At 64.3% G+C, this 23,698-nt stretch carries 22 protein-coding genes and 2 pseudogenes; 7 read left to right on the plus strand and 17 right to left on the minus strand.

Translation table 11 applies throughout. From position 1 onward, the window contains the following. Window positions 1-4: 4 nt before the first annotated feature. Window positions 5-1,507 (plus strand): sugar ABC transporter ATP-binding protein, encoded by a 1,503-nt coding sequence (locus AC0L20_RS15180; RefSeq protein ID WP_473289295.1) that lies wholly within the window; start codon window positions 5-7, stop codon window positions 1,505-1,507. A 12-nt stretch (window positions 1,508-1,519) separates the two neighbouring features. Further along, window positions 1,520-2,548 carry an ABC transporter permease gene (locus tag AC0L20_RS15185; protein ID WP_473289298.1) on the plus strand — a complete coding sequence of 343 codons (1,029 nt, stop codon included), beginning with the start codon at window positions 1,520-1,522 and terminating at the stop codon, window positions 2,546-2,548. Window positions 2,549-2,875: 327 nt separating this feature from the next. Here AC0L20_RS15185 and AC0L20_RS15190 read toward each other — a convergent pair whose 3' ends face one another. Both AC0L20_RS15190 and AC0L20_RS15195 read right to left on the minus strand, forming a co-directional pair. Next, window positions 2,876-3,580 (minus strand): L-2-amino-thiazoline-4-carboxylic acid hydrolase, encoded by a 705-nt coding sequence (locus AC0L20_RS15190; protein ID WP_473289302.1) that lies wholly within the window; start codon window positions 3,578-3,580, stop codon window positions 2,876-2,878. A 42-nt stretch (window positions 3,581-3,622) separates the two neighbouring features. Further along, on the minus strand, window positions 3,623-4,015 hold the full coding sequence (locus tag AC0L20_RS15195; protein ID WP_473289305.1) for a RidA family protein: 393 nt from the start codon (window positions 4,013-4,015) through the stop codon (window positions 3,623-3,625). 129 nt (window positions 4,016-4,144) lie between these two features. Between AC0L20_RS15195 and AC0L20_RS15200 the strand changes: the two genes are divergently transcribed. Together AC0L20_RS15200 and AC0L20_RS15205 are read left to right on the plus strand one after the other, a co-directional pair. Next, window positions 4,145-4,762, plus strand: a complete 618-nt coding sequence (locus tag AC0L20_RS15200; protein ID WP_473289308.1) for a LysR family transcriptional regulator — start codon at window positions 4,145-4,147, stop codon at window positions 4,760-4,762. A gap of 341 nt (window positions 4,763-5,103) precedes the next feature. Continuing rightward, a complete protein-coding gene (locus AC0L20_RS15205) occupies window positions 5,104-5,859 on the plus strand; it encodes a hypothetical protein (protein ID WP_473289311.1) in 756 nt (251 codons plus the stop codon). A 617-nt stretch (window positions 5,860-6,476) separates the two neighbouring features. On the opposite strand, the pseudogene AC0L20_RS15210 reads toward AC0L20_RS15205, so the two are convergent. Together AC0L20_RS15210 and AC0L20_RS15215 are read right to left on the minus strand one after the other, a co-directional pair. After that, a pseudogene (locus AC0L20_RS15210) lies at window positions 6,477-6,665 on the minus strand (ABC transporter ATP-binding protein); the annotation flags it as partial. Window positions 6,666-6,744: 79 nt separating this feature from the next. Next, entirely contained in the window at window positions 6,745-7,704 is a 960-nt protein-coding gene (locus AC0L20_RS15215) for a LysR family transcriptional regulator (protein WP_473289313.1), read from the minus strand. A gap of 105 nt (window positions 7,705-7,809) precedes the next feature. Here AC0L20_RS15215 and AC0L20_RS15220 point away from each other — a divergent pair. The 3 genes and pseudogenes from AC0L20_RS15220 to AC0L20_RS15230 form a co-directional block, all read left to right on the plus strand. Next, window positions 7,810-8,748: pseudogene (locus AC0L20_RS15220) on the plus strand (alpha/beta fold hydrolase); the annotation flags it as partial. Window positions 8,749-9,220: 472 nt separating this feature from the next. Beyond that, window positions 9,221-9,526 (plus strand): isochorismatase family protein, encoded by a 306-nt coding sequence (locus AC0L20_RS15225; RefSeq protein ID WP_473289316.1) that lies wholly within the window; start codon window positions 9,221-9,223, stop codon window positions 9,524-9,526. A 2-nt stretch (window positions 9,527-9,528) separates the two neighbouring features. Continuing rightward, window positions 9,529-10,155 (plus strand): alpha/beta hydrolase, encoded by a 627-nt coding sequence (locus AC0L20_RS15230; RefSeq protein ID WP_473289318.1) that lies wholly within the window; start codon window positions 9,529-9,531, stop codon window positions 10,153-10,155. Between the two features lie 97 nt (window positions 10,156-10,252). Here the strand turns inward: AC0L20_RS15230 and AC0L20_RS15235 are convergent, their stop codons facing one another. From AC0L20_RS15235 to AC0L20_RS15295, 13 genes are all read right to left on the minus strand, one after another. Continuing rightward, window positions 10,253-11,305 (minus strand): ABC transporter ATP-binding protein, encoded by a 1,053-nt coding sequence (locus AC0L20_RS15235; protein ID WP_473289320.1) that lies wholly within the window; start codon window positions 11,303-11,305, stop codon window positions 10,253-10,255. After that, a complete protein-coding gene (locus tag AC0L20_RS15240) occupies window positions 11,298-12,278 on the minus strand; it encodes an ABC transporter ATP-binding protein (protein WP_473289323.1) in 981 nt (326 codons plus the stop codon). Before AC0L20_RS15240 ends, AC0L20_RS15235 begins: the two co-directional genes overlap by 8 nt. Continuing rightward, on the minus strand, window positions 12,275-13,096 hold the full coding sequence (locus AC0L20_RS15245) for an ABC transporter permease (protein WP_027518234.1): 822 nt from the start codon (window positions 13,094-13,096) through the stop codon (window positions 12,275-12,277). The genes AC0L20_RS15240 and AC0L20_RS15245 overlap by 4 nt, the downstream gene beginning before the upstream one ends. Continuing rightward, the gene (locus AC0L20_RS15250; RefSeq protein WP_473289542.1) at window positions 13,093-14,016 is read right to left on the minus strand and encodes an ABC transporter permease; all 924 of its coding nucleotides are present in this window, start codon (window positions 14,014-14,016) and stop codon (window positions 13,093-13,095) included. Before AC0L20_RS15250 ends, AC0L20_RS15245 begins: the two co-directional genes overlap by 4 nt. 60 nt (window positions 14,017-14,076) lie before the next feature. Next, window positions 14,077-15,666, minus strand: coding sequence for an ABC transporter substrate-binding protein (locus AC0L20_RS15255; protein ID WP_473289325.1), 1,590 nt, complete (start codon window positions 15,664-15,666; stop codon window positions 14,077-14,079). Window positions 15,667-15,799: 133 nt separating this feature from the next. Next, window positions 15,800-17,083, minus strand: a complete 1,284-nt coding sequence (mtnK, locus tag AC0L20_RS15260; RefSeq protein ID WP_473289327.1) for an S-methyl-5-thioribose kinase — start codon at window positions 17,081-17,083, stop codon at window positions 15,800-15,802. Window positions 17,084-17,171: 88 nt separating this feature from the next. Next, window positions 17,172-17,519, minus strand: coding sequence for a hypothetical protein (locus AC0L20_RS15265; protein ID WP_027518238.1), 348 nt, complete (start codon window positions 17,517-17,519; stop codon window positions 17,172-17,174). Between the two features lie 30 nt (window positions 17,520-17,549). Further along, the gene (locus AC0L20_RS15270) at window positions 17,550-17,825 is read right to left on the minus strand and encodes a DUF1467 family protein (RefSeq protein WP_473289330.1); all 276 of its coding nucleotides are present in this window, start codon (window positions 17,823-17,825) and stop codon (window positions 17,550-17,552) included. Between the two features lie 9 nt (window positions 17,826-17,834). Next, the gene (mce, locus tag AC0L20_RS15275) at window positions 17,835-18,239 is read right to left on the minus strand and encodes a methylmalonyl-CoA epimerase (RefSeq protein ID WP_007603572.1); all 405 of its coding nucleotides are present in this window, start codon (window positions 18,237-18,239) and stop codon (window positions 17,835-17,837) included. A 13-nt stretch (window positions 18,240-18,252) separates the two neighbouring features. Further along, complete coding sequence (locus AC0L20_RS15280; RefSeq protein WP_473289333.1) at window positions 18,253-19,923, minus strand: ribonuclease J; 1,671 nt, start codon at window positions 19,921-19,923, stop codon at window positions 18,253-18,255. Beyond that, window positions 19,923-20,729: a biotin--[acetyl-CoA-carboxylase] ligase gene (locus AC0L20_RS15285; protein WP_473289335.1), complete on the minus strand. Its 807-nt coding sequence runs from the start codon at window positions 20,727-20,729 to the stop codon at window positions 19,923-19,925. Before AC0L20_RS15285 ends, AC0L20_RS15280 begins: the two co-directional genes overlap by 1 nt. A gap of 1 nt (window position 20,730) precedes the next feature. After that, window positions 20,731-22,167: an NADH-quinone oxidoreductase subunit NuoN gene (gene nuoN / locus AC0L20_RS15290; RefSeq protein ID WP_473289338.1), complete on the minus strand. Its 1,437-nt coding sequence runs from the start codon at window positions 22,165-22,167 to the stop codon at window positions 20,731-20,733. 22 nt (window positions 22,168-22,189) lie between these two features. After that, window positions 22,190-23,698: an NADH-quinone oxidoreductase subunit M gene (locus AC0L20_RS15295; protein ID WP_456764099.1), complete on the minus strand. Its 1,509-nt coding sequence runs from the start codon at window positions 23,696-23,698 to the stop codon at window positions 22,190-22,192.

Here is a 23,698-nt window from a genome sequence, read left to right on the forward strand (position 1 = left end):
CTCCATGCGAGAGGATCGTTCGCCCATCCTGGAACTGCAGGGCATCACGAAGAGCTTCGGCGGCGTCGAAGCGCTTCGTGGTGTCGACTTCGCGCTTTCACCCGGCGAGATCCATGGTCTCGTCGGCGAGAACGGCGCGGGAAAAAGCACGCTGATGAAGATCATCGCCGGCGTGCACACCGAATTCTCCGGCCGCTTCCTGATCGACGGACAGCAGACGCATTTCCGCTCGGCCCGCGATGCCCACAGCGCCGGCATCGCCATGGTGCACCAGGAGCTCTCGGTCGCGCCCGACCTCACGGTCGCGGAGAACGTGTTTCTGGGCAACCAGCCGACCAACGCCCTCGGCCTGGTGCAATGGCGGCGGATGGCGCGCGAGGCCGGCGAGCAGCTCGCCCGCTTCGGCATCGACGTCGATCCGATGAGCAGGCTGGGCGACTTACCCATCGGGCTCCAGCAGCTGATCGAGATCGCGCGCGTGCTGTTCTCCGGCGCGCGCATCGTCATCCTGGACGAGCCGACCTCCGCCCTCTCCCCGCCCGAGGTCGAGCGACTGTTCGCAACGCTGCGGCGGCTGCGCGAGGAAGGCACGGCGATCGTCTTCATCTCGCATTTCATCGAAGACATTCTTCGGGTGTCCGACACGGTGACCGTGTTCCGCAACGGACGGAAGGTCGCGGAGACGGCAAGTGCTGCGACCAGCAAGGGCGCGCTGATCGAGGCCATGATCGGTCGCGGTGGCGAAGCGCTCGAGCACAGCTATAGCGACGATCTGATGCTGCCGCGGCCGAGCGACAGCTCGGTGGTTCTGAAGGTCGACCAGCTGTCGCTGGCCCGCAGCCTGAAGGACATCTCCTTCGAGGCGCGCGCCGGCGAAGTGCTCGGCATCTACGGCTTCATGGGCTGCGGCCAGCAGGAGCTGTCCCGCATCCTGTTCGGCAAGCTAAAGCCGGACGGCGGCACGCTCGCGGTCGAGGGCAAGCCCAAGACCTTCGCGAGCACGGCTGCGGCGCGGCGCGCCGGCGTGGCGCTGGTGCCCGAGAGCCGGCGCGCGATGCTGTTTCACCAGGAGCCGGTCTACAAGAACATCTCGATCAGTATTCTCGATCGCATCTCGGCGCTGCTGCTCAAGCCGGCGCAGGAGCGCGACATTGCCCAGCGCCAGGTCGAGCAGCTCCAGATCAGGCCGCCGGTGGTCGGGCTCGATCTCGGCATGCTCTCCGGCGGCAATCAGCAGAAAGTCGCGCTGGCGAAATGGCTGACCTACCCGCCCAAGCTCCTCGTGCTGTGCGAGCCCACCCGCGGCATGGATGTCGGTGCCAAGAACGACGTCATCAACATCGTCCGCGATCTCCGCGCCAAGGGGCTCGCGATCATCGTGCTGTCGACCGAGCCGGAAACGGTGCTGTCGCTGGCCGACCGCATCCTTGTGCTCAAGCGCGGCGCATTGGTGCGCGAATTCACGAACGAGCTGGTCAGCAAGGACCGCCTGCTGGAAGCGGCGTGACGGAGAAGCACCATGGCGAGCAGTGAGACAGTTCCAGCGGCGAGTGCGCGGGCGCGGGGCCTTGCACCATTCCTGCGCTCGCAGATGCGCAACATCGCCCCGTTCCTGACGCTGATCTTCCTGTCCGGCTTCTTTGCGCTGGCCAGTCCCTCCTTCGCGACGCTGGACAATCTCGGCAACATCCTGACGCAGGTCTCCGTCACAGGCATCATCGCCGTCGGCCTCACCTTCGTGATCCTTTGCGCGGAGATCGACCTCTCGATCGCCAGCATCGCCAACGTCACCGGCATCGCGGTCGCCTACTTCACGCTCCAGGAATCCTACGTCAACATTCCCAACATTCCCCTGCCCGGCGCCGCGGCGATCCTGCTGGCGATTTTGCTCTGCGCTTTGCTCGGCCTCGTCAATGCGCTGGGGCTGACCGTGATCGGCATCCCTTCCTTCATCATGACCTTGGCTATGATGCAGATCGCGGCGGGCATCTCGGCGCTGCTGGTGCGCGGCCAGATCGCCTACAAGGTGCCCGGCGTGATCACCACGCTCGGCTCCGGATCGATCGGCGGCATCCCATGGATCGTCATCGTCGCAGCGATCATGCTCCTCGGCGGACATCTGGTGCTGACCTACACGCGCTTCGGCCGCTACGTCTACATGGTCGGCGGCAACCGCGAGGCGGCCGAATATTCCGGCCTCAACGTCAAGCTCATCCTCGGCGCGGTCATGGTGATCTCGGCGGTGTGCTCCGGTATCGGCGGCATGCTCGGTGTCGCGCATTTCGGCAGCGCGCAGCAGAACGAGTTCGATACCTATCTGCTCGACTCCATCGCCGCCGTCGTGGTCGGCGGCACCAGCCTGTTCGGCGGCCGCGGCGGCATCGGCAACACCATCGTCGGGCTGTTCGTTCTCGGCGTTCTCAACAACGGTCTCGACCACGTCAACATCGACAGCTTCCTGAAGATCCTGATCCGCGGCCTGATCCTGCTGGCAGCGCTGGTGATCAACGTCTATGCACAGCGGTTGAGGGAAAAGGCGGTGGAGTAGCCGCCCGTCAAAACAAAAAGCGCGAAAACAACCCCATGCACAGTAGAGACTGTGAGGGAATTCAACGAGTTACAAAAACCCGAAATTGTGTAGCTGCGTCCGTGGCGGCGTTTGACTCGTCGGGCAAAACAGGAGCAGGATGTCATCATGGCGATGTGCGCGGGTCGGCTCCGGACAGCGCCCCAACCTCCGTCATTGCGAGCGCAGCGAAGCAATCCAGACTGCCGCCGCGGAACGATTCTGGATTGCTTCGCTGCGCTCGCAATGACGAGGTGACAGCAGGGGCAATCGAGCCTCACCTTCATCGCAGAGCATGAGGACCGCGGCCTAACTCTCCGCCTTCTCATCCGACCCAAGCCGCGAGAACCGGAAATTGCAGTGGCTCGCACCGCCCGCGAGCGTCTGCGTCCTCTCCAGGCGGATGCCTCGCGCTGCGTAGGCGACGAAATCGAGCCCGCAAATATTCGGCAGGATGTCCTTGTCGCCGTGGCGCGCCGCGAGCTTGCAGAAGCCGCAAGCCTTGTAGTTGATGCCGAATTCAAAACTGTCACCCGTATCCGGCTCGACGAAATCGTAGACGAAATCTTCCGGAAACTCGGTCTGATGGCTTTCGGTCGTGCTTCTCGCCGCCTGCTCGCGTAGCAGGGCCTGGTTCTCCGGCGACATGAATTGACGACCCGAGGCGAGACGTTCCGCTTCCGATACGGTGAGCAATTGCGCGTTGTAGGTTTCCCGCTCGATCTCGCCGATCACAGGCACCGGCACACCGTGGCGTCGCAGCACCCGACTGATGGCCGTGAAACCCATCAGACGCATGAAGAAATCGCTCATGCGGCTTGCCGCGCCGCCGACATAGGGCATTTGGGTCAGCACGATCTCGAATTCGTCCATCACCTCCCGCCTGATGCCGTCGATCTCGGCAAGCTGCGCGCGCTCACGCAGCATCGCTTCGGCCAAATCGAGCCGCTCGCGCATGGCGGCCTCCATGGCACCGCGATGCGCTTCGTAGAACGGATGGATGATTTCAGCCATGGGACACCTGATATGATTGGCTCATTGCAAACTCGGCTGGTTTCACGCCGCGGCGATCGCCTCGATCTCCAGCAGCCATTTGCTGTCGACGGTCTCGACGATCACGACCGTCAGCGCGGGCTGGTGGTCGCCCAGCACTGCGCGACGAATGGAGCGGTTGGCCTCGAGTTGATTGCGGTCGGTCAGGAACGTGTTGACCTTGACCAGATGCGCGATCCCAAGGCCGGCGGCAGCGAGCACCTCGATCAAATTGCGCCAAGCCTGCTCGCACTGCGCCTCGAAACCGTCGGGAACGGTGCCGTCGGATCTCTGGGGCACCTGGCCGCTGATGAACAACAGGCGCCGATGCTGCGTCAGTTCAAGTCCCATGCAGTAGCCGCCGGCGGGAGCGTGGACGGTTGCGGGATTGTGGCTGACGATGTGAGCTGGGGGCATAGGGTTTCTCCGGATTGCAGGTCGACCGTATCCGGCGCCGTCACCGCTTCGCAAAGCATCATTGCTGCGGCTCAGCGCAAGAAAATCTATTGCAAGGCCACAGCCCATCAGTGTCAAAGTGAAAGCCCAATGACCTACGCCCTCCCCCCACTCAACGCGCTCCGCGCCTTCGAGGCCGCCGCCCGGCATCTCAGCTTCAAGCTGGCCGCACACGAGCTGCACGTGACGCCCGCCGCCGTGGGGCAGCAGGTGAAGGCGCTGGAGGCGCGCCTCGGCGTGCAGCTGTTCGAGCGGCTGCATAAGCAGCTCATCCTCACCGCGGCCGGTCAGGCCTATCTGCCCGGCGTCTCCGAAGGCTTTCGCCACATTGCGGAGGCGACCTCGCAATTGAAACCGGCAGGTGCAGTGCTGCTGCAATTGGGGGTCCATGGCAGCTTTGATCTGCGGCGCCTCGAACTGGCAGCGTTTCGCAGCACGCATGCGGAGATCGGCTTGCGGGTGCTGCATCCGGCCGGCCTGCACGAATTGGTCGAAGGCAAGGTCGACCTGCTGATCGCCCGCGGCCTCGGCCACCATCCCGGCTATCGCTGCGACCGGATCGACGAGGGATCGGGTTTGGGTGATTGGCTGGTTGCGCCTGAAGGCACCGCGGATTGCCCTGAGGTCGTCAGTTTTCGCGCGTGGCTGCGTGCGCTGCAGGCCGAGAACACAAACCGCCGCCCTCGTCTGATCGGTGTCCGACGATAGGCTTGACGGGCAATCCATAGCCGCGCCACGACTGCGCTTGATACGTCGGGCAAAACAGGAGCACGATGTCAGGATGGCGGTTGTCGCGTCGGTGGCAGGTCCCTTAGGGAGTGGAGGTGCATCTATGGTTGCCGTAAGCTGCCGTACTTAGCCAAAAGAGAACTACCGACGATTGCTTGGCTGATCGCTCGGCTTATTGCTTCTATTACCGTCCTGGATGGACGGACAATCGAATGAAGCAGTGTCCGTTCGGCAATTCGCAAGCTGGGGACCGTGCGGCTGAAAGCCAGTAAGCCGCACTGACATGTTGCTGGTCCTCCGACGCATACAAAGAGGCGCCCGTGGAATCCGACAAACTTGCCAGCACCAAACTTAAGCTCGATGCTGCCGACAGCCATATCAAAGACTTGGTCGTCCTCATCAACGCCTTTTACACGACAGACCCCAAGCCCGTCCGGTCTTACGTTGATATTGAGGGAGACAAGCAAGTCTTCAAGGTTGAACACCTGCGGGACCTGCCGGGGACAATCTACACCCGGATAGGGGATGCACTCAGCAATACGAGATCGTCTCTGGATCATCTAGCCGGCGCCTTGGCTGTCAGGAACGGCCAACCTGCTAATCACTCAAATTTCCCGATTGCTGGCAGCAAGGAGAAATTCGAAAGCAAGAAACTCCAAGGGGAGCAGAAGTTCGGAGCTGAGGCGTGGGCAATGATCGGCGAGCTGAATCCATATCGGGGTGGCAACGATCTTCTTTGGTCCCTCAATACTCTGCGAAACATGGACACACACGAAACCGTGGTGCCGATCGCTTCGACGATTCCAGGCTTCCAGTTCAATCTGAAATTTCATATCCCAGAGCCCGGTGATTTGGATCTTGTAAACTCCCCCCGCTACGACGAATTCAAGGTGGCGCGACTCTGGCGACTTCCAGCCAACGCAACTGTGATGGGCGGACAAACTAAGTTCGGCTGCGATATTGGTTTCACCAAGGTCGAGCCAGTTGAAGGGCAACGAGTCGCTACCGTTCTCGAGCAATTTCTTGATCTCGCGCGCAGTACAGCCACTCGTTTCGAACAGAGCTTTTTTAACTGATCACGGCCAAGAACCTGAAGAAGGGCGAGAGCCCCTGACGGGAGTTGAAGGTCAGCGGAGATAGCGTCCCTGCATCGACATCGACTCAATTCGACAGCCGATCATCCATCCACCCAATCGGACAAGCGCCGACCCAATCCACACCGCAAAGCGAGACTGCTCTGGAGAGCCAACATTGATCTGAACGTGAAGCCTTATCCCGGAGCATCTTTCATTCTTGTCTTTTCCCTGAAGTGGTTTCGGACCCCCGAGATCGCGGCTACCGAACGCCCCTACCGGTTTTTCAGAGAGAATGGCGCCCTCGGGCTGCCATGATAAGGGCGCCCTCGACGCCGGCTTCGTCGGTCACAGAATGACGAGAGTGGCTAGTGGCAGGGTCGGAAAGACGCCGCTGCTGTTTTTAAAGGTCAGCAAGACGAGCCCGCCGGCAGTGTGTTTCCGTTCGCTCCTCCAAGGAGTGTCAACAATGCCCGTCATCTCCGCGCAATAGCGAAGCCGTTGGCGCTGAAGGGTGCGAGGCATGCGACGTGAACGCATCGCAGGCGGAGCCTCGAAAGACGGCACGGATGCTGCAGCCGGGCCGTCGTCCTTCGAGGGCCGCTGAAGAAGCGGCCACCTCAGGATGACGGGGATAGAACGGAACTCGTTGCAGCAATCTCGTCGGCACGCCAGCATCTTACCGAATGTCCATCGGGCCGCGTCTCCAGCACCGGCCCCGGCTCGCTCCGACGCACGGCTTCCGCATGCCGGCACCGCGGGCTGAAGGCACATCCGTTCGGTGGATTGAGCGGATTGGGAAGATCGCCGAGGCCGAGGCATTCGCCGCGCTTCAGGGTGAGATCGACGCCGTCGACGGCACCGAAACCGGCGACCGCCTCCGTCGCGTCAGGTCGAAACCGATTCCGTTCCACGCCTCGCGTGCCAACCAGATTTTCCCTCAACACGACTGCCGCCCATGCACTCCACAAGATAGTCCACGAATACTCGGACGCGAGCAGGCATGTTCGGCCCGCCGACGAAGACGGCGTGGAAGATCTCCTTGTCACCAGGATTGAACGGTTCGAGAAGCGGGACCAGGCGCCCCTCCGCGATCGCGTCCCCGAGACTGAAATTGCCGACACGGGCGATGCCGACGCCGTCGAGCGCCAGCTGGCCCAGTGTCTCGCCACTGTTCGCCTCGATGGCGCCTCGCACCTTCAGGGCGAAGTCGACTCCGTCCCGGCGGAACGGCCAAACCGGTTCGGCCCGGCGAAAACTGAAATTCAGGCAATTGTGGTTGTAGAGGTCTTCCGGCGTTTCGGGCACGCCCCAGCGCCCCAGGTAGTCCGGCGAGGCGACGATGGTTCGGCCGTTCTCGCTGAGGCGCCGCGCCGTGAGCGCGCTGTCAGTCAGCGGACCGCCGCGAACCGCCACATCCGCCTGCCCCGCAGCGACGTCAACGATCCCGTCGCCAAGATTGATGTCGACCACGATGTTCGGATAGCGGCGCACGAACTCGCCAAGCAGAGGCACGATGCAAAGACGCCCGTGGGAGACCGCAGCGCTGACCCGGATGCGGCCGCGCGGAGAACCCTGGTCGGAGATCGCCTGCTCGGCTTCGTCGAGATCGGCGAGAATGCGGCGGGCCGCGCTGAGATAGGCGCGGCCTTCCGCGGTCGGCGTCAACGCGCGCGTCGTCCGCAACAGCAAGCGTACGCCGAGCCGCTGCTCGACCCGGTCCAGAGTGCGGCTCACGGCCGACGGCGTCAGTCCAAACGCGCGGCCCGCAGCCGAGAAGCTGCCGCCGTCGATGACCGCGCAGAACACTTCCAGTTCCCGGGCACGGTCCGCGGTATCTGCTGCCACCTTTGCGCTCCAGTCAAAAATGCTTGGCCTGGGTACTAGCTAATCCCAACGATCTTCCTCGTCTAGCTTTGCGTCTACGAAAAAGGCCAACACAGGAGATCGCCCATGAACGTCCCCGACCAGCTTCGCCGGTTTGCCCTCACCGGAGCCGCGCTCGCCATCCTGGCCGGCACCGCCGCCGCGTCGGCGGCCGACGGGCCCACGGATTTCCCGAATACCTTCCACACCGAAGAGGTCGCGACCAATGGCACGACCCTCCACGTCCGGGTCGGCGGGTCTGGACCGACGGTCGTGCTGCTGCATGGCTATGGCGAGACCGGAGACATGTGGGCGCCGCTCGCGACGAACCTTGCTCGCAATCACACGGTGATCGTACCCGATCTGCGGGGCATGGGCCTTTCCGCCCGCGCCGAGGCCGGTTTCGAGAAGGTCAATCAGGCGGAAGACATCGTCGGCGTGATGAACACGCTGCAAGCGCCGCGCGCTGACATCGTGGCGCACGACATCGGCAACATGGTCGCGTTCGCTCTGGCCTCACGGCACGCCGGGCGGGTGACGAAACTGGTGCTGATGGATGCGCCGGTGCCCGGCGTCGGGCCGTGGGAAGAAATCCTGAAGAACCCGTTGCTGTGGCACTTCCGGTTCGGCGGGCCGGATATGGAGCGCCTGGTGGCCGGCCGCGAGCGGATCTATCTCGACCGGTTCTGGAACGAGTTCTCGGCCAATCCGGCCAATTTCCCGGAGGCGTCCCGAGCCCACTACGCGCAGCTTTACGCCGCGCCGGGGCGCATGCACGCCGGCTTCCGCCAGTTCGCCGCCTTCGATCAGGACGCGATCGACAACCGCGCCTGGCTCTCGGCGCACGGCAAGCTGCTCATGCCGGTTCTCGCGATCGGGGGCGGTGCATCCTTCGGCCCGGCAATGGCGGCGGTGATGCAGGCCGGCGCGGTCGACGTGCAGGAGCGGGTCATCGGAGGCTCCGGGCACTGGCTGATGGAGGAGCAACCCGCGGCTACGTCGGCCGCGATCGAGGCCTTCCTCAACGAACGGCCCGTCGCCGCGGAGAACGGGCACCTGGGTCAGACCGCTCTGACGCTGGAGCAGACGCAGGCAATGCCGCAGTCCGGCGCAGGCGCCGGCACCTCCGGAGTTGCTGCGATCCGTACCGTGCTGCTCTCGGGCGACCCCGCCAAGGCCGGCCCGTATGTGCTCGAAATTCATGTGCCGCCGAACACCGCGATCGCACCGCACACCCACCGCGACGACCGCTTCGCCACGGTGATCTCCGGCACCTGGTACTTCGGTTACGGCAGCAAGGTTTCCGACGCGCCGGTCAAGCCATTGACGGCAGGCGGCCTCTACACCGAGCCCGGCGGCGTTGCGCACTTCGCCTTCACACGAGCCGAGGGTGCGGTCGTCCGTCTGACCGGGATCGGCCCCAGCGACACGGCTTTCGTCGCCCCGCCCGCATCCCACTGACCTGCTCCAGAGCACTTCAAATCCAAAGGAAATTCCGATGACGTCGTTCCCCACCATCCGCGATCCCAAGACCGACCAGCTGTTGACCCCGCATAATGCGGCTTTGGTGATCATCGACCCGGCGCTGGACGCGCTACAGGAGGGTTTCGAAGTCTATCCGGTGGTCGACGCGGTGGGTGGCACCTCCCGCGAGGCGCACGACGCCGGCCTGCTGCGCCTGGTCCAAGCCGGTGCCCAGCCCACCAGCTGGGTGCAGCTGATCTGCGAACTGCAGCGGGACTGGAACCGCGCGGCAACAGTGACCGGCTTTTCGGAGATCCTGTTCGCGGTCGAAGGCCACTGATCATGATCATGGAGACCGTCGACGCTGCGATGATCGAGCGGACCAACGCATCGCAGAAGCCGCCGGTCATCTTCATCCATGGCCTGTGGTCGAAGCCCAGCTCGTGGGACCGATGGGCCGAAATGTTCGAGGCCGCCGGCTATGCTCCGTTGGCGCCCGGATGGCCGGCGGAGCTGGGCGGCGCCGCGGCACCGGAAACCATCGGCGAGGTCGCGGCGCATTTCGCCCGCATCGCCGGGGCGCTGGAGCGCCGCCCGGCGCTGATCGGCCATTCGTTTGGCGGGCTGATCGCGCAGACCCTGGCCGGGCGCGGGCTTTCGGCTGCGACGGTGGCGATCGAACCGGCTCCGTTTCGCGGGGTGCTGGAGCTGCCCGTCTGGACCGAGGCTCCCGTCGACGTCGAGGCCGCCGGGCGTGGACCGCTGCTGACGATCTCCGGCGAGCGCGACCATACCGTGCCGCCATCGGTCACCTGCGCCGCCCACGAACGGCAGAAGCGCAACAAGCACCCTGTTACCGAGTTCGTCCAACTTCCGCGACGCGACCGCTCGCTGCCCATAAACAGCGGCTGGCGGGAGGTGGCGCAGACGGCGCTGACATTCGTGAGACGCTTTCTATGCCTTCTATAGCGTTCAGTCGCTCGTGTTTGAGGGCAGCTCAACTGCCGCTTCTGGCCACGCAGCGGATGGCTCACCAATTTTTCCGCTTCGGTCGCCGCACTCCTTGCTAAAAATGTTCGCCATTGGTCGACACCAACGCCGCCTGCCCCGCAATCTCATCCGCTCGCCAGCATCGCACCGCGTGCCCGTCAGCACGCGTCTCCAGCCCCGGCCCGGGCTCGCGGCGACACACCGCCTCGGCATAACGACACCGCGGACTGAACGCACATCCGTTCGGTGGATTGAGCGGATTGGGAAGATCGCCCCCTGTCGTCGCCAGGGGTGCATGACGCAACGGATCGGGGATGGCGGCGATCAGGGCTTGGGTGTAGGGGTGCGCCGGCCGTTCAAAAATCTCGCGCCAGTGGCCGTTCTCGACGATGCGGCCGAGATACATGACGGCGACCTTGTCGCTCATGTGCTCGACCACGCCGAGATCGTGGCTGATCATGATGTAGGAGAGACCGAGCGTCTCCTTCAATTCCAGCAGCAGATTGATGATCTGGGCGCGGATCGAGACATCGAGCGCCGAGACCGGTTCGTCGCAGATGACGATCTTCGGGTTGAGGATCAGCGCACGCGCAATGCCGATGCGCTGGCGCTGGCCGCCGGAGAATTCATGCGGGTAGCGGTCGGCCTGTTCCGGCCGCAAGCCCACGTGCCGCAGCATCTTCGCGACGCGGTCCTCGATCTCGCTCTTGGCCGTGACGCCATGCACGCGCAGGGGATCTTCCAGCGTGCGGCGAACGGTCTGGCGTGGATTGAGCGAGGCGTAGGGATCCTGAAACACGATCTGCACGATGCGGGCCAGCGCCTTTCGATCGCCGGATGGCCTGTTCGTCACGTCCTGTCCGTCCAGCACGATGCGGCCGCGCGTCGGCGTCACGAGGCCAAGGATCGACAATGCGACCGTGGACTTGCCGGAGCCGGACTCGCCGACGAGGCCGAGGCATTCGCCGCGCTTCAGGGTGAGATCGACGCCGTCGACGGCACGGAGCAGCCGACGGCCGCGCCCCAGCAGGCCGCCTCCGAGCGGAAAATGGACCGCGAGATCCCTGACGCTGAGAATGACATCGTCGTCTGGCCGTGTCTCACCCAACCTCTCTTGCGGCTCATGCATGGTGATGACACCTGACCAGACCGCCGGCCTCCAGCAAATCCGCTCCCGGCGCGGTGGTCCGGCAAATATCGGTCGCCTGCGCGCAACGCGGATTGAACCGGCAGCCGTGGGGGAAATTCGTGATGGCCGGGACCACACCCGCGATCTCCGTCAGCCGGCTGCGGCCAAGGGCTGCGCGACTGCCGAGCCGCGGCAGCGAGGCGACCAGGCCTCGCGTATAGGGGTGCGAAGGTGCCCGGAAGATGTCGGCTGAGCCGCGCTCCTCGACGATGCGGCCGGCATACATCACGGCCACGCGGCGACAGACATTGGCGACCAGCCCCAGATCGTGGCTGATCATCAGGATGGCAGTTCCCCGCTCGGCGCACAAATTCCGCATCAGCTCGATGATTTCGGCTTGCACGGTCACGTCGAGTGCCGTGGTCGGCTCGTCGGCGATCAGGAGATCCGGACCGCAGGCCAATGCGATGGCGATCATCACGCGCTGACGCATGCCGCCGGACAGCTGGTGCGGGTAGTCCTTCACGCGCCGCTCCGGCGCGGGAACGCGGACGCTCGCCAGCGCCTCGACCGCCAGTCTGTCGGCTTCCCGCCAGCTCTTGCCCTTGTGCAGCACGAACATCTCGGCGATCTGCCGGCCCACCGGCGAGACCGGGTTCAGCGCCGTCATCGGCTCCTGGAAGATCATGGCGATGCGATTGCCGCGCAGCTCCCGTTGCCTGGCGGCTGAAAGGTGCTGGATCTCCCGCCCCTCAAACCGGATGGTGCCGCCGCCGATCGACAAAGGCTGCCGCAACAGGCCGATCAAGGCGAGCGCCGTGATGCTCTTGCCGCAACCGGATTCGCCGACCAGGCCGAACGTCTCGCCGCGATCGATGCGGAATGAAATGCCCTCGGCCGCCGCAACGCGCCGCGATCCATCGTCGAGATCGATGCGCAAATCCTCGACTTCGATCAGCGGCTCGCCGGTCATGTCCGCCGGCTCCGCGATTGCGGATCGAGAATGTCGCGCAGTCCGTCGCCGAGCAGATTGAGGCCGAGCACCGTCAGGAAGATCGCAAGGCCGGGAAACACCGAGAGCCACGGCGCCGTCGTGATCTGATCGCGCGCATCCGACAACATGCTGCCCCAGCTCGGAAACGGCGGGCGGACGCCGAGGCCGAGGAACGACAATGCGGCTTCCGACAAGACCGCGCTGCCCATGCCGAGCGTGCCGATGACGACGATCGGCCCCAGCATGTTCGGCAGCAGCTGCGTGATCATGATGCGCAGATCGCCGTAGCCGAGCACGGTCGCGGCCTGCACATAGCCCTGGCTCCTCAGCGACAGCGCCGAGGCCCGCGCGATCCGGCACGTGAAGGACCAGTTGGTCAAGCCGAGTGCGATCAGAAGGCTGGTCAGGCCGGGGCCAAGCACCGCCATGATGGCCAGCGCGAAGATCAGCGAGGGAATCGCGAGCATGAGATTGGTCAGGCCGTTGACGACATCGTCCCACCAGCCGCCCCAATAGCCGGCGCTCAGGCCCAGCGCCACGCCGATGACGCTGTTGATGAGCTGCGAGACGATGCCGACCGTCAGCGAAACGCGCGCGCCGTAGACGACGCGGGAATAGATGTCGCGGCCCTGGTCGTCGGTGCCGAACCACCAGGTCCAGCTCGGCGGCTCCTCCGCGTTGAGCAGATTGGCGTCCAGGACAGGATCGGTATGCGCCAGCCAGGGCGCGAGCAGGCCGACCAGGATCGCAAGCGCGAACAGCGCGCCACCGATGACGAGATTGGCGCGGAGCTTCATACGTATCTGATCCTGGGATCGATCACGCCGTAGAGCACGTCGATCAGCAGATTGATCGCGAGAAAGGATAGCACCACGACAAGAATGGAGCCCTGGACGGCCGGAATGTCGCGCTGCAGGACACTGTCGACCAGCAGCGAGCCGATACCCGGCCAGGAGTACAGCTTCTCGACCACGACCGCCTGCCCCATCAGCGCGCCGAACTGCAGGCCGACGGTGGTGAGAATGATGACAAGCACGTTGCGCATCACATGCCACTTCACGACCCGGGTCTCGCTCATGCCTTTGGAGCGCGCAGTGCGGACGAAATCCGCGGTCATGATCTCGAGGACAGCGGCGCGTGTCGTCCGGGCGAACAGCGCCATCGGCGAGACGCCGAGCGTCACGGCAGGCAGGATCAGATATTTCAGTCCGCCATCGCCATAGCCGAAACTCGGCAGCCAGCCGAGCTTCAACGCAAACAGATACATCAGCACCAGCCCGAGCCAGAATTTGGCGATCGAAAGACCTGACACCGCCACCACCATGGCCAGCGTGTCGACGATGCCCCCCGGCTTCAGCGCGGCGATGAAACCCAGGGGTACGCCGATCACGACGGAAAACACCATGGCTGTGAAGATGAGCTGGAGCGTCGGCCATATCCGTTTGGCGATCATGAACGTCACCGGCTCGCGCGTCCGGAACGAGGTTCCGAAATCACCGGTCGCAAGCTTGGCGATGTAGACGCCGAAGCGGACGTAGACGGGATCGTCGAGGCCGAGCTGTTTCTTCATGCGCAACTCGACCTGCGGATCGGCATCGTCGCTCATCGACGAGACGATGCTGCCGGGAACGACGCTGAACAGCACGAACACCAGAGCCACCACGGCGAGCACGGTCGGAATGGTCTGCAGCAGGCGGCGGAACAGGAACGAGAGCATCGGCACTTTTCCTCTCTCCCTCCGTCGTTCATGGCGACGGAGGGAGCGCGAGAGCGCGTGTCACTTCGCGGGCGAGGTCTCGTCGACCCAGAGGTCTTCGACGTTCTGATGGGTGAGTTCCGTCGCGTTCAGCTGAACCCCCTTGAGCCACGGCTGCACCGCCATGACCGCCTTGTTGTAGTTGAAGAACCAGACCGGCGCCTCTTCGTAAAGGAGCGCGTTGGCCTTTTGCAGCAGCTGGGTACGCTTTGCAGCGTCATCGGACTGCCCGGCCTCGTCGATCAGCTTGTCGAATTCGGCATTCTTGAAGTTCATGTAGTTGCAGGCCGATTGCGGCGTCGCCGAGTGGAAGCATTTGAGGGCGGCCTGGGGATCGGGTCCAGTCGCCTGCGAATAGACGAAGGCCTGGTAGTCGCCGCTACGAACCACCTCCGCCAGCACCGCGGTCTCGACCTGCTTGACCTTGGCCTTGATACCCACCCTGTCCAGCATGGGGATCACGGCCGAGACGATCGGCAGGCCCCAGCTCTCGTTCTGGCTGGTGGTCCATTCGAATTCGAAGCCTGAGGGATAGCCGGCGTCGGCGAGCAGCTGCTTGGCCTTGGCGGGATCGAAGGCGTAGGGCTTCATCGCCTTGTCGTAGGCGGGAGAGGTCAGCGGCAGCCAGCCGGTGGCGCGATAGGCCTTGCCCTTGACCAGCTTGTTGATGATCAGGTCGGTGTCGATCGCGTAGTTGATCGCCTGCCGGACCCGCTTGTCGGCGAACGGCTTGAACGCGGGATTCATCCCCATGTAGCGGGTGAAGACCTCGGCGACTTCGACCACGGTGCCCTTGAGGTCGGCGTCGTTCTGATAGGCGACATATTGCGCCGGTCCCAGCACCGAGGTGTCGATCTCCTTGTTGCGGAAGGCGACATCGCGGGCCGCGGCCTCGCCCATGACCGACACGATGATCTTGTCAGCGTAGGGCTTGCCGGGCTTGTAGAACCGGTCCCATCGCTCCAGAACGATGCGCGATCCCGGCACGTGCTCGACGAATTTAAAGGGTCCAAGACCGATCGGCTTCTGGAGAAAGCTGTCCTTGGCGGCTTCGTCGGCGGGATAGATCGACGTGATCGCGTTCCAGAAGTAGAAGCCAGGATCGACTTTCTCGGTCAGCTTCATCTCGATGGTGAAGTCGTCGATTTTCTTCAGGCCGGAGATCTCCTTGGCCTGGCCCTTCTCGACCGCCGCCGCGCCCTCGATCACGCGGACATAGCGCGCGCCGGGATATGCCTTGGTGCCGTCCATGATGCGGTTGTAGGTCCAGATGATGTCGTCGGCCGTCATCTTGCGGCCGTTGTGGAAATAAGCGTCGTCGCGCAGCTTGAAGGTGTGAACGAGACCGCCGCCCGAGATCACATCTTCCTTGGCGAGTTCCAGAACCGGTTTGCCTTCCGCGGAATTCCAGATGTAGAGCGACCGGTGCAGGGCCTTGGCGTAGATCTCGTCCTGGGCGCGCTGCGTGGTAAGAATGTCCAGGCTGGTGAAACTCGAGCCATAAGGCGCGGTCATGCGGATGGTTCCGCCCTTGCGCGGTGTCTGGGCCTCCGCCGTGGCGGCCAGTGCCAGCCCCAGACCCGCGACGATCGCCACTATCCTGAACATCATGGTCCCTCCGACAACGCAAGCCGTGCTCTGGTCCGAGAGTTGACCATCCACGGCGGGTCGAGCGCAAGCGCCTTGAAGGGGTTGACGTATGCGAGCGTCGCGCGCGGGTCCCGCCGATTTGCGAGGACGCCCGCTAGAACTCCGGCTGCCAGTCGCGTAATTTTCGCGCTGCAGAAGTAACGTCCGCAATGGTCGGAAACGCCCCCGTCTCCAGCATCATCGCGCGCGCCAGCCGCACCGCGCGTGCTTCGCTGATCGCGCGCCGGCGCGGATCCTCGATCAACTCGAAATCGATGTTGTGGGCGAGGCCGAAGATGCGGCGGATGGTTTTTGCCGCGGCAAAGCCGACCGTGTCCGCGAACAGCCGCTGCATGTAGGCCTGCCGCTCGGCCTCCAGCCGTGCCGCGCCTGTCTCGCCGGCGAACAGTGAGGCGGGATAGGCATCGCCTGCGGCACCAGCGCGCCAGAGCTCGAGGAATTTGTGGGCGAACGCGTTCCAGACCTGCTCGACCGTTTCCAGCACCCAGGCTTCGAACGCACGCCGTTCGCCCGCCACGCGCTCGTGGCCGGCGGAGGCAAAATAGGCCATCAGCAGGTTGGCCAGCACGGCGCCGACATCGAAACCCATCGGGCCGTAGAATGCGAATTCGGGGTCGATCACCCGCGTCTCGCCGTCCGTCACCATGATCGAGCCGGTGTGCAGGTCGCCGTGGAGCAGCGCCTCGGGGCTTGCCATGAACTTGAGCTTCAGCCGGGAGATCGCGACATGCAGGTCCATGTCCTCGCGCAGCTCTGCGGCGAGCGCATCGAGATAGGGCGCAGTCCAGCGGTTCTGCTCGGCGATCCGGTAGGGATCGGTAAAGATCAGATCCTCGGTGATCTTGCACAGCGCATGGTTGCCGGCGAAGGCTGCGATGCCCTGCTTCTTCTCGGCCGCCGACAGCGCGAGGTCGGAGGTGAAGAACAATGTCCGCGCCATGAAGGTGGTGATGTCATCGACAAAGCGCGGATATTGCGTCCCCGCAACCATCCCCTTGCGCATGATGATGTGGGGCTCGAGCAGCTCCATCACCGTCAGCGCCAGGGCCTCGTTGTGATGCAGCAGCGCCGGCACGAGGCCGGGCGCGAGCTCGGCCTGCCGCGACAAAGCGAGATATTCGTAGTGAGCCCGGGACAGCGGCAGCGGCCAGCTCTCGCCGACGAGGCGGACATAGGGCAGCGCCTGCTTCACGGCGACGCCGCCACGGCCGCCCTTCACGATGAAAACGAGATTGAGATTGCCGTCGCCGACTTCGGTGATCGACCAGGAGGCCGGCTCGCCGCCGAGGGTCGCAGCGATATCCGCAACGCCTGCGAGATAATCCCGCAAGTCAGCCTCATGCAGAATCCGATAATCCCCTGCCCGGTCTCCGGTCATGACGATCCCATCCCATTTTATTGAGCATGATCTTCCCGGAAAACCGCTTCACACTTTTCCGGATCATGCTCCCATATGGGCCGGATCGTTACTCCCGCTCGAGGAAGCTCGAGCCGATCTCGGCCTTTCTTTTGATCGGATCGTAATCACAATAGACGCTGTCCGCCACCAGCGTGTAGCTGGCGCTGACGGTGTATTTGTCTGTTTTGACCGAGTTCAGGCCGATCACCGCGGTGCTCTTGCCGCCGTTCCACTTGAACGGCGTCGAGCTCTTGGCCTGCTCGCAGGCGACCACGGCCTCGTTGAAGACGTAGCCCTCGACGAACGCCTTCAGGGTGCGCACCTGCACGGCCATCTTCCACTCGAAATAGCCGATGGCACCGAGGCCGGCGACGATCAGCACCAGAAGCGCGACGACGATCCGCTGAAAAGTCATTGGTCCCCCAACAAAGCCAACCAAAAATTCTTAGAACGGCATGCCCATCAATTTCGACAGGCGTTCGATCGAGAGATAGCCGGCGTGATAGGCGACCATGGCGACCCCGTAGATGATCGCCGAGATGATCGTGGTCCAGATCAGCTTGCTCCTCATTCGCGTCAGGATCGGCGCGCCGGGGTCGCTGCCCGGCACTCCGACGCCGTCCTCATGCTGGCTGCGCACGCCGAACGGCAGCGTCAGGAACAGCGCGACCCACCAGATGACGAAGTAGATCGCGATTGCGGTTGAGATCTGGATGGCCATGGCTTCGGCCTATGCCTGCTCGATTTCGACCAGCGCACCGGAAAAATCCTTCGGGTGCAGGAACAGCACCGGCTTGCCGTGGGCGCCGATCTTCGGCACGCCGTCGCCGAGCACCCGCGCGCCCTCCTTCACCAGCGTGTCGCGCGAGGCGATGATGTCGACTACCTCGTAGCAGACGTGGTGGATGCCGCCGTCGGCGTTACGATCGAGGAACTTTGCGATCGGCGAGGCCTCGCCGAGCGGCTCGATGAACTCGATCTTGGTGTTGGGCAGCGTCGCGAACACGGTGGTGACGCCATGCTCGGGCAGCGCGACGGCCTCCGAGATCTGGGCCCCGAACGCGGCGCCATAGATTTTGGCGGCCTTGACGGCGTCCTTGGTCGCGATCGCGACATGGTTGAGCCGGCCCAGCATTGTTCTTCTCCCGTTACACTGTCAGGACGTGTACCAGACAGGGGGGCTTTTTGCCCCAATGTTCGTTGATCACGGAGCGGACAGCGCGTCGCACCGACTCCGCCAGCGCGTCCGCGTCGCGACGGCGCGCCTTCGGCAGGCCTTCGACAGTGGAGACCACAGCGTCGAAGACGATGTCGTCGAAGGGCTCGCCCGCTTTGTTCTTCTCGGGGATGCCGACCAGTTCGACCGCGGGATCGTCGGCAAGCTCGCCCTGCTCCGTCATGACGATGGCGACAAAGGCGCAGCCGGAGAACGCCATGCGGCGCCGCTCGACCACCGCGCGGGACTTGGAGTCCTCCAGAATCGTGCCGTCCTTGTAGAGACGGCCCGCGGGCACTTGCCCAATGATGCCGGGATCGCCGGGGCCGAGCTTGACCAGATCGCCGTTGCGGCAAACCAGCACGCGCGGCACCCCGGCGGCACGCGCGAGCTTGGCGTGCTCGTTCAGGTGCAGGGCCTCGCCATGGACCGGGATCAGGAGCTGCGGCCTGGTCCAGGCGATCATGTCGCGCAATTCGTCGCGGCGGGGATGACCGGAGACATGGACCAGCTGGTCGCGGTCGGTGATGACCTCCACGCCCTGCAAGACCAGGCCATTGATGATGGCGCCGACCGCCTTCTCGTTGCCGGGAATGGTGCGCGAGGAGAAGATCACGCTGTCGCCGCGGTTGAGCGTGATTTCGGGATGGTCGTCATTGGCGATGCGCGCCAGCGCGGCGCGGGGCTCGCCCTGGCTGCCGGTGCAGAGCGCCAGCACCTTGTCCTGCGGCAGATGACCGTAGACGTCGGGCGAGCGGAAGCTCTGCACGCCGTCGAGATAGCCGGTCTCGCGCGCGACCTGCACCACGCGCTCCATGGCGCGGCCGACCACGACGACCTCACGGTCGGCGGCCTTCGCAGCGATGGCGACCGCCTTGAGGCGCGCGACGTTGGAGGCAAAGGTCGTGACCGCGACGCGGCCCTTGGCGGCCTTGACGAGCTCGGTGATGGATCTCGCAACCTCGGCTTCCGAGGGTGAGCGGCCGTCGCGCACGGCGTTGGTGGAATCGCCGATCAGGGCGAGCAGGCCCGCATCGCCGAGCTCCCGCAGCCGCTTTTCGTCGGTCGGGCGGCCGATGATCGGGGTCGGATCGATCTTCCAGTCGCCGGTGTGCAGCACCGTGCCGACGTCGGTGTGAATCGCCAGCGCATGCGACTCCGGAATCGAATGCGCGACCGGGATGAACTCGACGTTGAACGGCCCGATATCGACGCGCCCGCCCGACGGCACTACCGTCACCGGGATCTTCGGCGCATTGCGCTCGGCGGCGCATTTGGCCTCGAACAGCGCGGCGCTGAACTGGGTCGCGTAGATCGGGCATTTCAGCTTCGGCCACAGGTCGATGATGGCGCCGAAATGGTCCTCATGGGCGTGGGTCAGCACCAGCCCCATCAGGTTCTTGCGTTCCTTCTCCAGGAAGCTGACGTCCGGCATGATCAGGTCGATGCCCGGCAGATGCTCCTCGTCACCGAAGGAGACACCGAGATCGATCGCCAGCCAGGCCCGCTGTTGGCGGTTGCCGAGGCCGTAGATCGACAAATTCATGCCGATCTCGCCGACGCCGCCGAGCGGTGCAAATACCAGTTCTTCAGGCTTCGCCATCACGCAGCTCCCACGGAGGCGGCCGTGCCGAAGAACACCTCGCCCGCGGCCACCGGCACGCGCCGGCCCTCCGCGGTGCGGACGATCAGGCAGCCGGTGTCGTCGATCGTGTCAAAAATGCCTTCCAGCGTCATCACTCCCGTGTGGATCGCGACCCGCTCGCCGAGGCCGGCGGCGCGCTCCAGCCACAGCTTGCGGATAGCGGCGAAGCCGCGGCCATTGTCCCAGATGCCGCGGAATTCCACCCAGGCATCGGAGAGCGCCGAGAACAACTCCTCCGCGCTGATCTGGACGCCGAGCGCGGCCAATGACACCGCAGGTGTGGGCGTGCCCTCGGGCGCGGCGACGACGTTGGTGCCGATGCCGACCACGATGGCAAGACGCTCGCCGATGGCTTCGGCCTCCAGGCCGATGCCGACCAGCTTCTTGCCGCCGGCCAGCACGTCGTTAGGCCATTTCAGGGTGTAGCGGGGACGGCCCTCGCCGAGGCGCAGTGCCGCCTCCAGGCTGACCTTCTCCAGCGCAGCCTCCTCGGCCAGCCCGGCCGCAAAGCCGATCGTCGCGGCGACGGAAGGGGCGACGTCGAGGACTTCGAGGACGCTGGCTGCGAGGTTACCCTTCGGTGCGATCCAGGCGCGTTGGCGGCGGCCACGGCCGGCGGTCTGCTCCGACGTCACGAACCACATCGGGCCGCGTTCGCCGCCCCTTGCGTGCTCGATCGCCTCGGTGTTGGTCGAGCCGGTCCGTTCGAAAGCTGCGAGCTTGTAGCCCGCCGACGCCGCACGAGGACCGAGCGCGAATGCCATCCTAGAACAGCGACTTTGCCGCGGCGGAGGCGACGCTCACCACGGGACCTGCGAACAGAGCGAACAGAATGTTGAACAGGCCCGCGACCGCCAGCACCGTCTTGACTTCGACGCGCACCGGATCGACCTGTCCGGCCGGCTCGTCGAAATACATCGTCTTGACGATGCTGAGATAGTAGTAGGCGCCGACCACGCTGGTCAGCACGCCGATCACGGCGAGCGTGAACAGGTTCGCCTTGATGGCGGCGACGAAGACGTACCATTTGGCAAAGAAGCCGGCGAGCGGCGGGATGCCGGCGAGCGAGAACAGCAGCATCGCGAACATGAAGGCGAGCAGCGGATTGGTTCGCGAGAGACCAGCGAAATCGCTGATCTGCTCGACCGGCTGGCCGTTGCGCTTCATCGCCAGGATGACCGCGAACGACCCCAGCGTCATCGCGACATAGATCACGATGTACATCAAGACGCCTTGCGCGCCCTCGACCGTGCCTGCGGCGAGGCCGACCAGGGCAAAGCCCATATGGCCGATCGAGGAATAAGCCATCAGGCGCTTGATGTTGCTCTGCCCGATCGCGGCGAACGAGCCCAGCGCCATCGAGGCGATCGCCACGAACACCAGGATCTGCTGCCACTGCGAGACGATGCCCGGGAATGCGGTCAGCGTAACGCGGGTGAAGACCGCGAGCGCGGCCACCTTCGGGGCCGAGGCGAAGAAGGCTGTCACAGGCGTCGGTGCGCCTTCGTAGACGTCCGGTGTCCACATGTGGAACGGCACAGCCGAGACCTTGAAGCAGAGGCCGGCGAGCAGGAAAACGAGGCCAAATACCAGGCCGACATTCGAGATCGTCGCGGCCGCCGCGATGCCGGTGAAGGCGACCGTGCCGGTGAAGCCGTAGATCAGCGAGGAGCCGTAGAGCAGCATGCCCGAGGACAGCGCGCCGAGCACGAAGTACTTCAGGCCGGCTTCGGTCGACTTGGCGTTGTCGCGGTTCGAGGCCGCCACGACGTAAAGCGCCAGCGACATCAATTCGAGGCCGAGATAGAGCGAGATCAGATCGCCGGCCGAGATCAGCACCATCATGCCGAGCGTCGAGAGCAGCACCAGGATCGCGTATTCAAAGATGCGGCGCGATGGATCCGACAGGAACTCGGTCGACAGCACCAGCGTCACCGCCGAGCCGATCAGGGCCAGGATCTTCATGAAGCGCGCAAAATCATCGACGATGAAGCTGCCGCCGAAGGTCACGTGCTTGCCCGCGGGCAGCATGTATTCGAGCACGCCGACCACGATCAGGAGCAGCACCGCAAGCGTCGTGACCGTCTTGGTGGTCTCCTGCCCGCGATAGGCGCCGAGCATCAGGAGTGCCATGGCCCCGACCGCGAGCACGAGCTCGGGCAGCACCGGCGCCAGTTGATAACCTGCAGTCTCAAAGCTCATGGCGATATCCTGACCTGCCCGCTCACTGGAGCAGTGCGGCGGCCTTCACGGCCGTCACAGCGGTGTTGTAATTGTTGACGAGTTGCTGGACCGAGGCCGCCGACATGTCGAGCACCGGCTTCGGATAGATGCCGAACAGGATCGTCAGCGCGATCAGCGGGAACAGCGTCAGGCCCTCCCGGAAGGTGAGATCCTTCATGCTCATCAGCGACGGCTTGACCAGCGCCCCGAACACCACCTTTCGGTAGAGCCACAGCGCATAGCAAGCCGACAGGATCACGCCGAAGGTGGCGAAGAACGCGGTCGGGATCGAGACCTTGAAGGTGCCGAGCAGCGTCATGAACTCGCCGACGAAGCCGGAGGTGCCGGGCAGACCGACATTGGCCATGGTGAAGACCATGAAGGTCAGCGCGTAGAGCGGCATCCGGTTGACGAGGCCGCCATAGGCCGCGATCTCGCGGGTGTGCATGCGGTCGTAGACGATGCCGACGCAGAGGAACAGCGCGCCGGAGACGATGCCGTGCGAGATCATCTGGAACACGCCGCCAGCGACGCCCTGCATGGTGCCCGCGAAGATGCCCATGGTGACGAAGCCCATATGCGCCACCGAGGAGTACGCAATCAGCTTCTTCATGTCCTCCTGCATCAGCGCCACCAGCGAGGTGTAGATGATGGCGATGGCCGAGAGCGTGAACATCAGCGGCGCGAAGTCATGCGAGGCGAGCGGGAACATCGGCAGCGAGAAACGCAGGAAGCCGTAGCCGCCCATCTTCAGCATGATCGCAGCCAGCACCACCGAGCCGGCGGTCGGCGCCTCGACGTGGGCGTCGGGGAGCCAGGTGTGCACCGGCCACATCGGCATCTTCACCGCGAACGAGGCGAAGAAGGCAAGCCACGCCCAGGTCTGCAGCGAACGCGGCACGGCGGTGTGCATCAGGGTCGGGATGTCGGTGGTGCCACCGTTCCAGTACAGCGCCATGATGGCGAGCAGCATCAGGACCGAGCCGAGCAGCGTGTAGAGGAAGAACTTGAAGGACGCATAGACCCGGCGCGGACCGCCCCAGACGCCGATGATCAGGAACATCGGGATCAGGCCGCCTTCGAAGAACAGGTAGAACAGCACGAGATCGAGCGCCGAGAAGGTGCCGATCATCAGCGTTTCCAGGATCAGGAACGCCATCATGTATTCGCGGACGCGGTTGGTGATCGCCTTCCAGCTCGCGATAATGCAGAACGGCATGATGGCGGTGGTCAGGATCACCAGCGGCAACGAGATGCCGTCCACGCCCATGTGATAGGTGATGCCGGTGGCGAGCCAGTTCGCCTTCTCGACGAACTGGAAGTCGGCGCTCGACGCATCGAACCGCATGACCAGGATCACCGACACCGCGAAGGTGATCAGCGTGGTCCACAGCGCGATCCAGCGCGAGTTGCGCCTGCTAGCCTCGTCGTCGCCGCGGCTGAGATAGACGATCAGCGCGCCGACCAGCGGCAGGAACGTCGTGACGGATAGAATTGGCCAGGTCGTCAT

Source organism: Bradyrhizobium sp. Kon58, assembly GCF_055807455.1.

Excerpts from the sequence above, each read along its gene's own strand:
- AC0L20_RS15180 (WP_473289295.1), top strand. The coding sequence starts at position 5 with ATGCGAGAGGATCGTTCGCCCATCCTGGAACTGCAGGGCATCACGAAG.
- AC0L20_RS15185 (WP_473289298.1), top strand. The coding sequence starts at position 1,520 with ATGGCGAGCAGTGAGACAGTTCCAGCGGCGAGTGCGCGGGCGCGGGGC.
- AC0L20_RS15190 (WP_473289302.1), bottom strand. The coding sequence starts at position 3,580 with ATGGCTGAAATCATCCATCCGTTCTACGAAGCGCATCGCGGTGCCATG.
- AC0L20_RS15195 (WP_473289305.1), bottom strand. The coding sequence starts at position 4,015 with ATGCCCCCAGCTCACATCGTCAGCCACAATCCCGCAACCGTCCACGCT.
- AC0L20_RS15200 (WP_473289308.1), top strand. The coding sequence starts at position 4,145 with ATGACCTACGCCCTCCCCCCACTCAACGCGCTCCGCGCCTTCGAGGCC.
- AC0L20_RS15225 (WP_473289316.1), top strand. The coding sequence starts at position 9,221 with ATGACGTCGTTCCCCACCATCCGCGATCCCAAGACCGACCAGCTGTTG.
- AC0L20_RS15230 (WP_473289318.1), top strand. The coding sequence starts at position 9,529 with ATGATCATGGAGACCGTCGACGCTGCGATGATCGAGCGGACCAACGCA.
- AC0L20_RS15235 (WP_473289320.1), bottom strand. The coding sequence starts at position 11,305 with ATGCATGAGCCGCAAGAGAGGTTGGGTGAGACACGGCCAGACGACGAT.
- AC0L20_RS15240 (WP_473289323.1), bottom strand. The coding sequence starts at position 12,278 with ATGACCGGCGAGCCGCTGATCGAAGTCGAGGATTTGCGCATCGATCTC.
- AC0L20_RS15245 (WP_027518234.1), bottom strand. The coding sequence starts at position 13,096 with ATGAAGCTCCGCGCCAATCTCGTCATCGGTGGCGCGCTGTTCGCGCTT.
- AC0L20_RS15250 (WP_473289542.1), bottom strand. The coding sequence starts at position 14,016 with ATGCTCTCGTTCCTGTTCCGCCGCCTGCTGCAGACCATTCCGACCGTG.
- AC0L20_RS15255 (WP_473289325.1), bottom strand. The coding sequence starts at position 15,666 with ATGATGTTCAGGATAGTGGCGATCGTCGCGGGTCTGGGGCTGGCACTG.
- mtnK (WP_473289327.1), bottom strand. The coding sequence starts at position 17,083 with ATGACCGGAGACCGGGCAGGGGATTATCGGATTCTGCATGAGGCTGAC.
- AC0L20_RS15265 (WP_027518238.1), bottom strand. The coding sequence starts at position 17,519 with ATGACTTTTCAGCGGATCGTCGTCGCGCTTCTGGTGCTGATCGTCGCC.
- AC0L20_RS15270 (WP_473289330.1), bottom strand. The coding sequence starts at position 17,825 with ATGGCCATCCAGATCTCAACCGCAATCGCGATCTACTTCGTCATCTGG.
- mce (WP_007603572.1), bottom strand. The coding sequence starts at position 18,239 with ATGCTGGGCCGGCTCAACCATGTCGCGATCGCGACCAAGGACGCCGTC.
- AC0L20_RS15280 (WP_473289333.1), bottom strand. The coding sequence starts at position 19,923 with ATGGCGAAGCCTGAAGAACTGGTATTTGCACCGCTCGGCGGCGTCGGC.
- AC0L20_RS15285 (WP_473289335.1), bottom strand. The coding sequence starts at position 20,729 with ATGGCATTCGCGCTCGGTCCTCGTGCGGCGTCGGCGGGCTACAAGCTC.
- nuoN (WP_473289338.1), bottom strand. The coding sequence starts at position 22,167 with ATGAGCTTTGAGACTGCAGGTTATCAACTGGCGCCGGTGCTGCCCGAG.
- AC0L20_RS15295 (WP_456764099.1), bottom strand. The coding sequence starts at position 23,698 with ATGACGACCTGGCCAATTCTATCCGTCACGACGTTCCTGCCGCTGGTC.